The following is a 14165-nucleotide window of genomic DNA, read 5'->3' on the forward strand; positions in this document are numbered from 1 at the left end:
TGTCCTATTCAATAAACAGTAAAGCCAGACGAACCTGATCATAGGCCATACGCGGGCTGGTGGCTTCCACGATGGGACGCAACTTGATTGCACCATCATCGGTAAAATGTTCCGGATTTTTACGCTTATGCAAGCGTTTATAAATCTTGCGCACTTCTTCAACCACTTCATCACCAGGATTGGCCACCGAAATATCCAGCCCCTGCTCCTTATGCAGTCGCGCCAGATGATTGATAATCGTGGCAGGCGTTAAACCACGCTCATGGGCAATATCTTCAATTTCATAACCGCCTTCGAATAAAGCACGGGTTTCATCTAACGTCGCTGCAGCGTAGTTCTGCTTACCACCTTTGGCAATTTTCTTCTCATTGCGTGCGATTTCAGTCGCATTCAGCGTACCGCCACAATGACGAATAAAGGCATTGTGCTGGGTCGTGAGATCAATATTTTCAAAGTTGGCTTCCGCTTCGGCAGACAGTTCCTGAAAACGGCGATCGGCTTTAATGGCCAGGCTATCCAGTTCCAGTGCCTGCTCATTAAAGCCCAATAATTTCAATCCTGTCAGTGACTTCAAACGGGATAAAGCCACATAGCCCTGACCTTTCTCAAAGGTATGGCTTAAATTGATTTCTGCCGCTTCCAGTGTCATGCCTTGGCTTTTATGAATAGTAATGGCCCAAGCCAGACGTAAAGGAATCTGCTGATAACTGGCAATCACCTTTCCTGCTTCATTTTCAATTGACCATGTTTCCGGTTCAACCAGAAAAGTGGTGCCATCAGTCAATTTGACTTTCGGCAAAATACCTTGCTTATCATCTTCTTCAAAGCCAATGACTTCACCCAAGCTGCCATTGATATAACCCATATCAAAGTTATTTTTGACAAACATTACTTTGGCATGTTTTTTAAGGGTCAATTCTTCTGGCGCACGGACTGATGATTTCAGGGTTTCAATTAACTTTTCATTACCGTCCAGCACTGCATTAAATTGATGACTTTCATTGTCGATTTCATTGAGATGCTGATAGTTAATATTATCTACATCCATATTATGCGTGTACAACCGGGTAAAGGTTTCCCCAATATCATGCTGGCGTGACTGATGTAAGGCCGAGATATGATTGTCCTGAATACTTTGCGCCCGAATCGCATTCAAAATCTGGTTAAGAATCTCGTCATCCTGACGATGTTGTTCAGTTAAATAACAGACCCGGAATTTGGCTTCTACCCAGGCATCGGACATAAAACAGAATTTATCACGATTGTTTTCATCTTTTCTGCCCACAGGCGGTAACTGGAAGAAATCCCCAGCCACAATCACCTGAATGCCCCCAAAGGCTTCATCACTTTCTTTAAAGTATTTTAAGACCTGATTCACCAGATTCAGTTGCTTGGCATGCAACATGGAAATCTCGTCAATAATCAGAACCTGGGCATTTTCCAAATGCTCTTTTAAATATTTACGCTCTTTCATTCGCTTGAGATCATCATCACTCAAGCTATCTTTAATTCCGATACCCGCCCAGGTATGAATTGTCATCCCGTTCATATGCGTTGCAGCAATACCGGTCGATGCGGTAATCGCAACCGGAACTTTACGTGCTTTTAAATAATGAATGTACTGATTAAGCGTATAGGTTTTTCCTGCACCAGCTGAACCCGTTAAAAAAACATTTTCCCCAGCTTTAAGTAACTTCAGTGCAGTCTCTTGTTTCATAATTTCTTCAGTCAAAAACAACAGCCCATAGCTTAACGATTTTTTGGCAAAAATAAAAATGCAATCCGGCACTCATCCACCTTCTGGCACCAAATGACGTTCCATTAATCAACTGCTGAGCTCGTATATTTACGTTGACATTCAGAGCTTTTCATTTAAGGTAATTGTTAATGAATTCAGACTTGATCTATAAAAATGACTACTTCAAATCTTTATACTTATCAAACAGATATATTAGGTGGAGAATATCAGCAGCTAACCTTGAATTTCGCTGATGATTATGATGGAAAAGTTGTAGCCACTCTGGTACGCAAGAAAGCCACTCAAGCCACAAAAAAAGCAGTTTTATATATTCATGGTTTTGCCGATTATTTCTTTCAAAAAGAAATGGCAGAACAGTTTAACCAGCATGGTTATGATTTCTATGCACTGGACCTGAGAAAATACGGTCGTTCCAGACTGCCCCATCAGAAATTCTATTATGTACTTGATTTACGCGAATACGATGCCGAAATCAGCAAAGCCCTAGAAATCATTGGACAAGAAAATCATCAACAGGTGGTACTGGCTGGGCATTCGACTGGCGGTTTGATTGCGACACTTTATGCGGCACATTATCCGGATCACCGTCTGATTAAAGCAGTTTGGGCCAATAGCCCTTTTTATGATTTCTACAAAAGTACCATCGAGAAAAAACTCGGTATTCCCTTGCTCAGTGAAGTTGGTAAACGACTACCAAAGGCGAAGTTCCCAAGTGGTCTCAATCCATGGTACACCCCAAGCTTACATCAAGATTTCTATGGGGAATGGAATTTCAATTTAGACTGGAAACCGAAAACCATGCCCTTTGTGAATTTAAGTTTTGTGACGGCGATTCATGAAGCGCAAAAAGAAATTCATCAAGGCGTGAGCTTAAGTGTGCCCACCTTGATCATGCACTCACATCAATCCAACAATCCGAGAAAATGGGGTATTGATGCACAGCAAAGTGATGTCATTTTGGATGTCAAAGATATGACACAGAATGCCAAGAAAATGAAAGGTGATGTACAAACTCTAGCGATTCACAATGGTTTACATGACCTTGTGCTTTCAGCCCCACCGGTACGGGAAAAAGTTTATCAAGCGCTGTTTGGCTGGCTGGCAGAAAAACTTAAATAATCACCCTGACCTTGCGATGCTCAGCAGTCACGATAGCGTCTGAGCATCTGCCTTGCAGGATGATCTATAGGTAATAATTCCATCAATCTTTCCACAACGTCAATTGCTTCAGGATTGTATGCCAGATGCTTGAATAAAATATCACTTTCCTGCGCCTGAAAAATCGCATGACTTAACCGCGATTCGATGCAGTCACGCCATGTACACAAAAATGGACTCTCGGTTTTCGCCAGAAAGATACCTGTATAACATTGTAAAGCGGTATTTAAATAGCCCGCATCCAGTGCTTGTTCCAGTTGCAGAAAATCCGCTTCGACTGGAACTTTCAGTTGATAAGGTCGTGAGCCCAAGGCATTTCCTAATCGCTCTCTCAAATGGGACATCTCCACCTTTAAAGTTCCGATACTGACTTTGCGTTCCCCATATAATGCTTGATGCAGGTGATCGAGGCTCATCCCCTGCGGACACAACGCTAATATCGTCATGATTTCAATCTGTCGCGGGGTCAGCAGCAGATTTTTACCATTAAATGAAGCCTGAGGAGCCGAAAAGGTTCTTAAATATAGCGATTGTTGTTGTAACTCTTGTATTGCCATTTGAATAATTGAAGCACATCGCTCAACAGCCAGCACCCCCAGACTATTATGATTTTTCCAGGTCGTTGATAAATCTACCACCCCTAAAATCCGTTTGGAGTGAGGATCAACTACTGGAGCCGCATAACAAACCCAGTCATGTACGGAAGCCATGTAATGTTCATTAGAAAACACGCAACTGGATTGCTGGGTTTTTAGAGACAAAGCCAGCGCATTGGTTCCAACCAGTTCTTCCTGCCACTGTCCTCCTGCAACAAAATGCACCCGTTCTGCGGCATTACGCATTTGCGCGCTAGTTGCTGTCCAGATAATAGTACTTCCCACATCTCCAACAGCCAACACCATCGAAGATTGTTCTGCAATATGCTTCAAGTCTTCTTTGCAATACTCCAATGCCTGCATCAACGAACTTTTACTTTCAGTACTTTGATCTTGTAAAGGCGCAGCATCGCGCTCTTTCGGAATATTGGCTTGCGTGGAACGTTCCCATGAACTCGCAATGCTCTGTCCAAGTTTCTCCGCATGTTTTGGATTTAAAACACTTTGGGTACGACATTGCTCGACCAGCATCCTTTGCTGAAGTAGCTCTTTCTTTGTGAACATTTGTAATTTCCTTGTCCATTTACAGGCAGTTCCAACCTTTTCCCAACCTTGGGCAATTTAATCTTTATTCAATAACGTACTCGGTACTTTATTCAAATGAACTTACACATAAAGGAATATGTTTATGCGCTATATCGATCCTAATCAACCTGATTCCAAAATACAATTTAAAGCCCAATATGAAAACTTTATTGGTGGAAAATGGATAGCACCGGTCAAAGGAGTGTACTTTGACAATATTTCCCCTGTCGATGGCAAAAGTTTTACACGTATCCCTCGTTCAAGTGCAGAAGATATTGAACTGGCACTTGATGCCGCCCATCAAGCCAAAAAGGAATGGAATAAATCTTCTCCAACCACGCGTTCTAATTTATTGCTAAAAATTGCAGACCGAATGGAAGCTCACCTGGAAATGTTGGCTGTTGCTGAAACCTGGGACAATGGCAAACCAATCCGCGAAACACTTGCAGCGGATATTCCGTTAGCCATTGATCATTTTCGTTACTTTGCGGGTTGTATTCGTGCACAAGAAGGCGGTATTTCTGAAATAGATGAAGACACCATTGCTTATCATTTTCATGAACCGCTGGGTGTAGTGGGTCAGATCATCCCGTGGAACTTCCCGATCCTCATGGCTGCCTGGAAACTGGCACCCGCTTTAGCAGCAGGCAACTGTGTCGTAATCAAACCTGCCGAGCAAACACCGGTTGGGATTTTATTGGTGGCAGAGTTAATTCAGGATTTACTCCCGCCGGGAGTCCTGAATATCGTCAATGGCTATGGCGCTGAGGTTGGTCAACCCCTTGCAACCAGTCCACGTATTGCCAAAATTGCTTTCACAGGTTCAACTCAGGTCGGGCAACTGATCATGCGTTATGCAACAGAGAACATCATTCCTGTGACGCTCGAGCTCGGCGGAAAATCACCGAATCTGTTCTTTGCTGATGTCATGGATCAAGACGATGACTTTCTGGATAAAACTCTGGAAGGTTTCGCCATGTTTGCCTTGAATCAGGGCGAAGTGTGTACCTGCCCATCCCGTGCCTTGATTCAGGAAAGTATTGCAGATCAGTTTATGGAAAAAGCGATTGAACGGGTAAAACGCATTAAGCTGGGACACCCGCTTGATACAGAAACGATGGTGGGTGCACAAGCTTCACTGGAACAACAACAAAAAATCTTACGCTGTATTGATACAGGTCGACAGGAAGGTGCCGAGGTACTACTAGGTGGTCATGAACGTAAAGCAGTAGGTAATGGTTACTACATTGAACCGACGATCTTTAAAGGCCATAACAACATGCAAGTCTTTCAGGAAGAGATTTTTGGTCCCGTCTTGTCGGTCACAACCTTTAAAGACTTTGATGAAGCGATCCAGATTGCCAACGACACCATGTATGGTTTAGGTGCTGGTGTTTGGTCACGCTCTACCCATACCGCCTATCGTGCTGGACGTGCAATTGAAGCTGGTCGCGTCTGGACCAACTGCTACCACATCTATCCTGCCCATGCTGCTTTTGGCGGCTATAAAAAGTCAGGTGTTGGCCGTGAAAATCACAAAATGATGCTTGATCATTATCAGCAAACCAAAAACTTGCTTGTCAGTTATTCCACAAAAGCAATGGGCTTTTTCTAAGTCCGATATTCAAGGCATCTGTAACAAGCCAGCGTAAGTTTCTTTTTAAAAATCTACGCTGGCTTCTAAAATGAAAATTCACTTCACACAGCATTATTGGCAGTTTTTTAGACAAAAAGCATTTTTACAACCGTGTTTTCCCTTTTATTGCTATGACAACAGATTAAAACATCGATATTCACAATCAAGATTTGCACAAGGTGTGCAATATCGGCATTGCTTTTGCATCTTGCTGATAAATCGAATACATGGAGTTTTATATGAACAATCAAGAACACACATCTACATTGTCAGCATCCCCAAGCTCTTCTGAGGATTATTTTGCACAAAGACAGCTTAAACAAGGCGCTGTAGGCTGGTTATTACTCATTGGTCTGGGCGTGGCCTATGTCATTTCTGGAGATTTTGCCGGCTGGAATTTCGGTATCGCCCAAGGCGGTTGGGGCGGAATGTTTGTCGCCACCACAATTGTCGCCTTTATGTATTTATGCTTATGCCTTTCCATGTCAGAAATGGCAACCATGCTGCCAACTGCGGGTGGTGGTTATAGTTTTGCCCGTACGGCTTTTGGGCCTCTAGGGGGCTATTTAACTGGCACGGCCATTTTGATCGAATATGCAATTGCTCCTGCTGCAATCGCCACCTTTATTGGCGCTTATTGTGAGTCATTATTTGGTATTGGTGGCTGGCAAGTCTATCTGACCTGTTATCTCATTTTTATGGGTATTCATCTTAAAGGTGCTGGAGAAGCCCTCAAAATTATCTTTGCCATTACACTGGTTGCTGCAATTGCTTTGGCTGTTTTTATTTTTGCCATGTTCCCTCATTTTAGTATGCATAACCTGTTTGATATTCCGGCAGGTCAACAACGCGGTGCCAGTTCGTTTCTACCTTATGGTTATTTAGGAATCTGGGCTGCCGTTCCCTATGCAATCTGGTTTTTCTTGGCCGTTGAAGGTGTGCCTCTTGCGGCCGAAGAAGCCAAAGATCCGGCCAAGTCATTACCTCGCGGGCTAATCGGAGCCATGTTAATTTTAACCGCCTTTGCCATGCTGATTTTATTCTTGGGTGCAGGTGCTGCTGGTGCAAGCGCTTTGCAACATTCTGGTGCACCACTGGTTGATGCTTTAGTGAAAGTCTACGGACAAGGTACATGGCTCGCCAATTTTGTAAACTTTGTAGGACTGGCAGGACTGGTTGCCAGCTTCTTCTCAATTATCTATGCTTATTCGAGACAGATCTTTGCCTTATCCCGTGCAGGATATTTGCCAACCTCACTTTCCCTCACCAATCAGAATAAAGCCCCTTATTTAGCGATTATTATTCCAGGCATTATTGGTTTCTTACTGTCTTTAACCAAAGAAGGTGATTTACTGATTTTAATTGCTGTATTTGGAGCAACCATCTCCTACGTGCTGATGATGCTTTCGCATATTAAATTGCGTCTATCCCGTCCACTTATGCACCGCCCCTATAAAACGCCTGGTGGCATTTTTACCTCTGGTATTGCTTTAATTCTTGCTGCTATTGCTGTGATTGCGGGCTTTCTAGTCAACCCAAAAGTCTGGTGTATTGCGGCTACAATCTACGTACTATTTATTGGCTATTTCATGTTCTACAGTCGCCATCATTTAATACAAGGTACACCAGAGGAAGAGTTTGCTCATCTCAAAAGCAATGAACAGGAATAAATCAGCAGATTAAGGAGAATCACATGCGCTATCGTCAAATCGTAGCTCAACAACAATACAATTTTGCCGACTTGAAAACCTTGATGGCTAAAGCCACTCCTTTACGTTCTGGTGATCATCTGGCGGGTGTGGCAGCCCAAGACGCCACAGAACGTGTTGCTGCACAAATGACACTTGCAGAAGTTCCACTCAAAAACTTTTTACACGAAACAGTTGTGGACTATGAAACAGATGAGATTACCCGACTGATTATGGATGAACATCGGACAGACCTATTTGCCCCGATTGCACATTTTACTGTGGGCGATTTTCGTAACTGGTTATTAAGTGAAAATGCAACGACCGAAAAACTGCAACAGCTTGCTGCTGGTTTAACGCCCGAAATGGTAGCCGCTGTCAGTAAAATCATGCGCAATCAGGATCTCATCTATGTCGCAAGCAAATGTGAGGTTATTACTCAATTCCGAAATACCATCGGTTTAAAAGGTCACCTATCCACACGTTTGCAGCCCAACCATCCAACCGATGATGTATTGGGTATTTCCGCCAGTATTTTAGATGGTCTGATGTATGGGAATGGTGATGCCGTGATCGGGATTAATCCAGCAACAGATAATCTGCATAATTTATCTGAATTACTGAAACTGATCGATCATGTCATTCAGGAATATCAAATTCCCACCCAGTCTTGTGTATTAACCCATATCAGTTCAGGTATTCAACTGGCTGAAAAAAATGTCCCGATTGATCTAATGTTTCAATCCATTGCAGGTACACAAAAAGCCAATGAGGGTTTTGGTATCTCTCTTGCCATGTTGCAAGAAGGTTATGAGGCGACACTTGCGCTAAATCGCGGTACGGTAGGTCACAATGTGATGTATTTTGAAACCGGTCAAGGCAGTGCCCTGTCCAGCAATGCGCATCATGGCGTTGATCAGCAGACCATCGAGACGCGAGCCTACGCCGTTGCGCGTAAATATAATCCCTTACTGGTGAATACGGTCGTCGGCTTTATTGGCCCTGAATATCTTTATGATGGTAAACAGATTATTCGTGCAGGCTTAGAAGATCATTTTTGTGGCAAATTACTTGGCGTTCCGATGGGCTGCGATATTTGTTATACCAACCATGCCGATGCTGATCAAAATGATATGGATGTACTTTTAACCCTATTCGGAACAGCAGGCATTAACTTTATTATGGGGATCCCTGGTTCAGATGATGTCATGTTGAATTATCAAACCACTTCCTTCCATGATGCACTTTATCTCAGACAACTGCTTGGACTCAAACCTGCACCTGAATTTTCTCACTGGTTAGAACAACAAGGAATCTTGAGGCAACAGCAGCACCAGATTCATTGGGCAGAGCAAGTCCCCGCTCAATTTTCCAAACTGTTCATGCATTAAGGAAGAGCAAAAATGAAACTTTCAAAAGATATCCAATATCCAGCCCAGTCTCATCAAGATCAGTGGGAAACATTAAAACAGTTTACCAATGCCCGGATCGCGATTGGACGTGCTGGATGCAGTATACCGACCCGTGCCTTACTCGATTTTCAATTGAGCCATGCGCAAGCCAAAGATGCAGTTTTTCAGTGCTTAAATGTCGAATTACTTTGTGAGCAACTACAGCAACTGGGATTAAATCCAATACATGTAAAAAGTCAGGCTGAGCATAAAGAACTCTACTTAAAACGACCGGATTTGGGGCGTTTGCTTTGTAACCACTCTATTGAGCAACTTCAGCAAGTAAAGTCAGATAGCCAGTCTTATGATATCTGTATTGTAATTGGTGATGGTTTATCTGCGCGTGCCATTGAAGAAAATGCACTACCTTTTATTCAGGCACTCATTCAGCCTTTTTCTGAACAACGCTGGTCTTTAGCTCCTATTGCCATAGCCACTGGCAGTCGCGTCGCCTTAGGAGATGAAATTGCCGAAATTTTTCAAGCACGTATGCTCATTATGCTGATCGGGGAACGTCCCGGTCTTAGCTCTCCAGACAGTATGGGCCTTTATTACACTTGGGAAGCACATAGTGGCTGTCTGGATTCACAGCGTAACTGTATTTCAAATATTCGCCCTGCGGGTTTAAGTATTCCTATTGCAACACAACGCCTACTGGCTTTGATGCATAACTCCAGACAGCTGGGACGTTCTGGCGTTGATCTCAAAGATGAGCATGTCGTCCCTGTAATGGAAGATACTTATAATCGTAAGCTACTATTTTGACATGCTTTTTAAATAATAATCCGCCCTTCTTGCTGTAACTTGAGACAGGATGAGGACATCTGCGGTATAAATGTTTTAAGATGCACAAGTTTCCTCTATTCATCATTGGTAAGCGATAATGACAAAGTCCACTTTTATGAAAACCGTCAATGTGATTCAACACCTTGCCTTTGAAGATCTGGGCTCCTTAGAAGATGTCTTTTATCAACTCGGTTTTCGGGTACGTTATTTTGAAGCAGGTGTCGATGATCTCAGCCCTGCCCTGAATTATGAAGGCCTCACCGTCATCTTGGGTGGACCAATTGGCGTATATGAAACTGAGGACTATCCTTTTCTGCTCGATGAAATTGCCGGACTTAAACAACGTCTGAAAGCCAATAAACCCACCATCGGTATTTGCTTAGGCGCACAATTGATCGCACATGCACTCGGTGCAAAAGTTTATGCAGGGCATCAAAAGGAGATTGGCTGGAGTCAGCTAGACATCAAAGCGGTTGAAAATAATCCATTAGGATCACTTGAGCATGTAGAAGTATTGCACTGGCATGGTGATACTTTTGATTTACCTGAGCAGGCAACCTTACTGGCAAGTTCGGCAATCTATCCGAATCAGGCCTTTTCTGTTGGTAATAATATTCTGGCCTTACAATTTCATCTTGAGGTGGTCGGACAGAACTTTGAAAAATGGCTGATTGGCCATACCTGTGAAATACGTCATGCCGGATTATCTATCCCTCAACTCAGAGCAGATAATTCAGCCTATGCCATGCAACTGGAACAACAGACTGCTAAAGTCATCCAGCATTTTCTGACGCAGCTAGAACACGCATAATCCATCTCTGAGAATAAAACTTCATTTCAAGTGCTTTAGTGTTTAAAGCACTTCTCGCAACGCCGCCAAAGAGCCAGCTACAACAAAATAAAGAAGAAATACACTTTAGACAGAAAATAAATACCCTTTAGGACAAATATCGTCATTTGAAGGCTGAAATATTGAAAGAAGACCTAATTCATTCTACTGTTCAAGGAATATGCAGTCATTGCCAAACGATTAGTAATATTTTTGTGATTAAGAAAATGGTTATATTAAAATTTATCAAAAGTTTTCATACGCTAAATACGTATTTAGTGCTGGCCACCATTTTATTCATTGTACTGTTGGTTTATTTCTATCAAATCAACCCACTCTAACTGAACAGTATAAAAAAGGGCCTAATCAATATTAGGCCCTTTTAGCATTACTTCTTGTCTGCTTTAAAACTGTCTTTCAAGTCAAGAATACGGTTGAACACCGGTTTTTCTGCCTGATGATCATGTTGATCTGCGACAAAGTAACCTTCACGCTCAAACTGGAAACGATTTTCCGGTTTCGCTTGTGCCAAAGCAGGTTCAATCACCGCCTGAACCACTTTTAATGATTCTGGATTCAGATGAGCCAAGAAGTCATCATCTGCATCTGGGGCGGCTTCGTTAAACAAACGATCATAAATACGAACTTCAGCCGGGACACCTTTAGTCGCAGAAACCCAATGAATAACGCCCTTCACCTTACGGCCTTCAGGATTCTTGCCTAAAGTTTCCGGATCAATCGAGCATTTAAGCTCAACCACTTCACCATTCGCATCTTTGATCACTTCATCACATTTGATCACGTAGGCATGGCGTAAACGCACTTCACCGTCTGGAATCAGACGTTTAAAGCCTTTAGGCGGAACTTCTTCAAAATCTTTACGATCAATATAAAGTTCACGCGTTAACGGAATAATGCGTTCGCCCATATCCACATTTGGATGACGTGCATGCGCAAGATCCAATTCTTCAGGTAAGTTGGTAAGCGTAACTTTGAGTGGGTTCAAGACCGCCATACCGCGTGCTGCAGCATTTTCCAATGACTGACGGATACAGAACTCAAGCATCGCCACATCTACAATACCATCAGTCTTAGAAACACCTACACGCTTGCAGAAATCACGCAAGCCTTCAGGTGTGAAACCACGGCGACGCATCCCGACTACGGTTGGCATACGTGGATCATCCCACCCGTGTACATAGTTGCCTTCAACCAGTTTACGCAATTTACGTTTAGAGGTAATGGTATAGTCGACATTTAAACGAGAAGACTCGTACTGACGTGGTACTGCCTGCGAATGAACTTTCTCGACAATCCAGTCATAGAATGGACGGTGATCCTGGAACTCTAGAGTACAGAGTGAATGGGTAATGCCCTCAATTGCGTCTGACAGTGGGTGAGCATAGTCATACATTGGATACATTTTCCATTTATCACCGGTTTGGTGATGCTCTGAATGCAATACGCGATAAAGAATCGGATCACGCATATGCACATTCGGGCTGGCCATATCAATTTTGGCACGAAGTACAGCGCCGCCCTCTTGGATTTCACCATTACGCATTTGTTCAAAACGTGCCAGGTTCTCAGCAACCGTTGCATCACGGTATGGTGAGTTTTTACCAGGTTCAACGAAATTACCGCGATTCAGCTTGATTTCTTCTGGAGTTTGCAAATCCACATAGGCATCACCTTGTTCGATTAATTGAACGGCCCATGCATATAACTGATCAAAATAACCAGAGGCATAGCGAGGCTCGCCATTCCAGTTAAAGCCTAACCATTTCACATCATTGGCAATGCCATCGACATATTCTTGTTCTTCAGCATCCGGGTTGGTATCGTCGAAACGCAAATTACATAGACCATCAAATTCTTCGGCAATCCCAAAGTTCAGACAAATCGCTTTCACGTGACCAATATGTAGATAACCATTTGGCTCAGGCGGGAAACGTGTCACTACTTTTTGGGTACGACCTTCATTTAGATCATCAGTAATCACTTGACGAACAAAATCTAAGCCTGCCTGTTGTTCTTGCTGCGCAGCATCGACAGAGGCTTGAGTATTCGGCGTCGGGGTCTTTGGCAGTTCTGAAACAACATCATTTGGCTTCATAGGGTGTAAATCACTTCTTACAGTTAAAAATGGGAAATAAAAACGCAATCTTTACTATTTATGAAAGATTTTAACGTTTTTTACTTGCCTTGTAGTTTACAGTTTGCTTATGCTTCTCTCAACCAAAAACCCATGGTCAATTTGCCCATGTTTAGGAGATTAATGTAATGAGTTTTCCTCAAGTCGAATTAAATACCAATAAAGGTCGTATTGTTCTTGAGCTTAACGCTGAAAAAGCACCAAAAACGGTTGCAAATTTCTTAGAATATGTACGTGACGGTTTCTATGACGGCGTAATTTTCCACCGTGTGATTGATGGTTTTATGATCCAGGGCGGTGGCATGGACGAAAACTTCAAAGAGAAAGCAACGCGTGATTCAATCGAAAACGAAGCTGACAACGGCTTAAGCAACGATGAAGGCACAATTGCAATGGCGCGTACTCAAGCTCCGCACTCTGCTTCTGCTCAATTCTTCATTAACGTTAAAAACAACTCTTTCTTGAACCACACGGGTAAAACAGCTCAAGGCTGGGGTTATGCCGTATTTGGTAAAGTTGTTGAAGGTATGGACGTTGTAAACGAAATTAAAGGCGTTCGTACAGGTAACCGTGGTTACCACGCCGATGTTCCTTTAGAGAACGTTGTGATTGAATCTGCTAAAATTATTTCTGAATAATAATCTCTCCTGAGTAGCATCGCTACGCAGGTCCCTCTTTGTTAAACAGGGATTTAGGGAGATTAAAAAGGATAAAAATGTGACCTATCTGTTTGTCTCAGATTTACACTTGTCACCTGATCACCCTCGACTCGTTCGAGGGTTTTTGGCTTTACTGGACGAATACAAGAATAAAAATACCCAGCTCTATATTTTAGGTGACTGGTTTAATGCCTGGATTGGGGATGATTACACTGCTCCGTGGCTGGATGAAATTGTCACTGCCCTACAATCCTTTTCTGCTGCTGGTAATCAGATTTACTTCCAAGTCGGTAATCGTGATTTTGCCTTAGGCCAAAAATTCTTGGACCAATTCAACGGTATTTTACTGCCCGATGTTTATACCCTAGAAATTAATCACATTAAATTCCGACTTGAACATGGCGATGCCTTATGTACCGATGATGTGGCTTACCAGCGTTTCCGCAAAGTAATTCGTAATCCAGTGTTATTAGGACTCATAAAACGAACGCCGCTCAGTTTCAGGCAAAAACTTGCCAACGGTTTCCGTAAAAAAAGTAGTGCAACCAAGCAGCTCAAAAGTTACGACATCATGGATGTGAATGCTCAAGCCGTAGAATCCGTGATTGAACAGGTTGATTATTTAATTCATGGGCATACGCATCGTCCTGAAATCCATCAACTGCAACATAAGCAGCGTATTGTATTAGGCGACTGGCGTGAAGATACAGCCTGGATCTTAGAACTCGATCCACAAGAAAATTATCAAGTAGATTTTAAACAGTGGCATTATTAAGCATTTAACTATAGTGGTTACTAAACTATCTATTTCTTATTTCTGTACTTTTTAATGTTTAAATTCATTCCACTCCCCGGGCGATATT

At 42.8% G+C, this 14165-nt stretch carries 11 protein-coding genes; 8 read left to right on the forward strand and 3 right to left on the reverse strand.

Features of this window, described 5'->3' with window-relative positions:
• Positions 1 to 4 precede the first annotated feature (4 nt).
• Entirely contained in the window at positions 5 to 1717 is a 1713-nt protein-coding gene (locus tag ACNQO6_RS01040) for an AAA family ATPase (protein ID WP_005229701.1), read from the reverse strand.
• Between the two features lie 195 nt (positions 1718 to 1912).
• Here ACNQO6_RS01040 and ACNQO6_RS01045 point away from each other — a divergent pair, with 195 nt between their 5' ends.
• Positions 1913 to 2878 (forward strand): alpha/beta hydrolase, encoded by a 966-nt coding sequence (locus tag ACNQO6_RS01045; RefSeq protein ID WP_440207848.1) that lies wholly within the window; start codon positions 1913 to 1915, stop codon positions 2876 to 2878.
• Between the two features lie 20 nt (positions 2879 to 2898).
• Here the strand turns inward: ACNQO6_RS01045 and ACNQO6_RS01050 are convergent, their stop codons facing one another.
• On the reverse strand, positions 2899 to 4077 hold the full coding sequence (locus ACNQO6_RS01050; RefSeq protein WP_396512942.1) for a transcriptional regulator: 1179 nt from the start codon (positions 4075 to 4077) through the stop codon (positions 2899 to 2901).
• Between the two features lie 124 nt (positions 4078 to 4201).
• Here ACNQO6_RS01050 and exaC point away from each other — a divergent pair, with 124 nt between their 5' ends.
• The 5 genes from exaC to ACNQO6_RS01075 all read left to right on the forward strand — a co-directional run bounded on the left by exaC (position 4202) and on the right by ACNQO6_RS01075 (position 10470).
• On the forward strand, positions 4202 to 5713 hold the full coding sequence (exaC, locus tag ACNQO6_RS01055) for an acetaldehyde dehydrogenase ExaC (protein ID WP_440207849.1): 1512 nt from the start codon (positions 4202 to 4204) through the stop codon (positions 5711 to 5713).
• Between the two features lie 260 nt (positions 5714 to 5973).
• Complete coding sequence (eat, locus tag ACNQO6_RS01060; protein WP_440207850.1) at positions 5974 to 7404, forward strand: ethanolamine permease; 1431 nt, start codon at positions 5974 to 5976, stop codon at positions 7402 to 7404.
• A gap of 23 nt (positions 7405 to 7427) precedes the next feature.
• Positions 7428 to 8813 carry an ethanolamine ammonia-lyase subunit EutB gene (locus ACNQO6_RS01065; RefSeq protein WP_440207851.1) on the forward strand — a complete coding sequence of 462 codons (1386 nt, stop codon included), beginning with the start codon at positions 7428 to 7430 and terminating at the stop codon, positions 8811 to 8813.
• Between the two features lie 12 nt (positions 8814 to 8825).
• Positions 8826 to 9638 (forward strand): ethanolamine ammonia-lyase subunit EutC, encoded by an 813-nt coding sequence (gene eutC / locus ACNQO6_RS01070; protein WP_440207852.1) that lies wholly within the window; start codon positions 8826 to 8828, stop codon positions 9636 to 9638.
• Positions 9639 to 9756: 118 nt separating this feature from the next.
• The gene (locus tag ACNQO6_RS01075) at positions 9757 to 10470 is read left to right on the forward strand and encodes a glutamine amidotransferase (protein WP_440207853.1); all 714 of its coding nucleotides are present in this window, start codon (positions 9757 to 9759) and stop codon (positions 10468 to 10470) included.
• A gap of 406 nt (positions 10471 to 10876) precedes the next feature.
• On the opposite strand, the gene ACNQO6_RS01080 is transcribed toward ACNQO6_RS01075, so the two are convergent.
• Entirely contained in the window at positions 10877 to 12604 is a 1728-nt protein-coding gene (locus ACNQO6_RS01080) for a glutamine--tRNA ligase/YqeY domain fusion protein (protein ID WP_440207854.1), read from the reverse strand.
• A gap of 167 nt (positions 12605 to 12771) precedes the next feature.
• Here ACNQO6_RS01080 and ACNQO6_RS01085 point away from each other — a divergent pair, with 167 nt between their 5' ends.
• Positions 12772 to 13281 carry a peptidylprolyl isomerase gene (locus ACNQO6_RS01085; RefSeq protein WP_038345490.1) on the forward strand — a complete coding sequence of 170 codons (510 nt, stop codon included), beginning with the start codon at positions 12772 to 12774 and terminating at the stop codon, positions 13279 to 13281.
• A gap of 79 nt (positions 13282 to 13360) precedes the next feature.
• Entirely contained in the window at positions 13361 to 14077 is a 717-nt protein-coding gene (locus ACNQO6_RS01090; protein ID WP_440207855.1) for a UDP-2,3-diacylglucosamine diphosphatase, read from the forward strand.
• Positions 14078 to 14165: the final 88 nt, after the last annotated feature.

Source organism: Acinetobacter calcoaceticus, assembly GCF_051947995.1.
In the GTDB taxonomy this organism is placed as follows: Bacteria; Pseudomonadota; Gammaproteobacteria; order Pseudomonadales; family Moraxellaceae; genus Acinetobacter.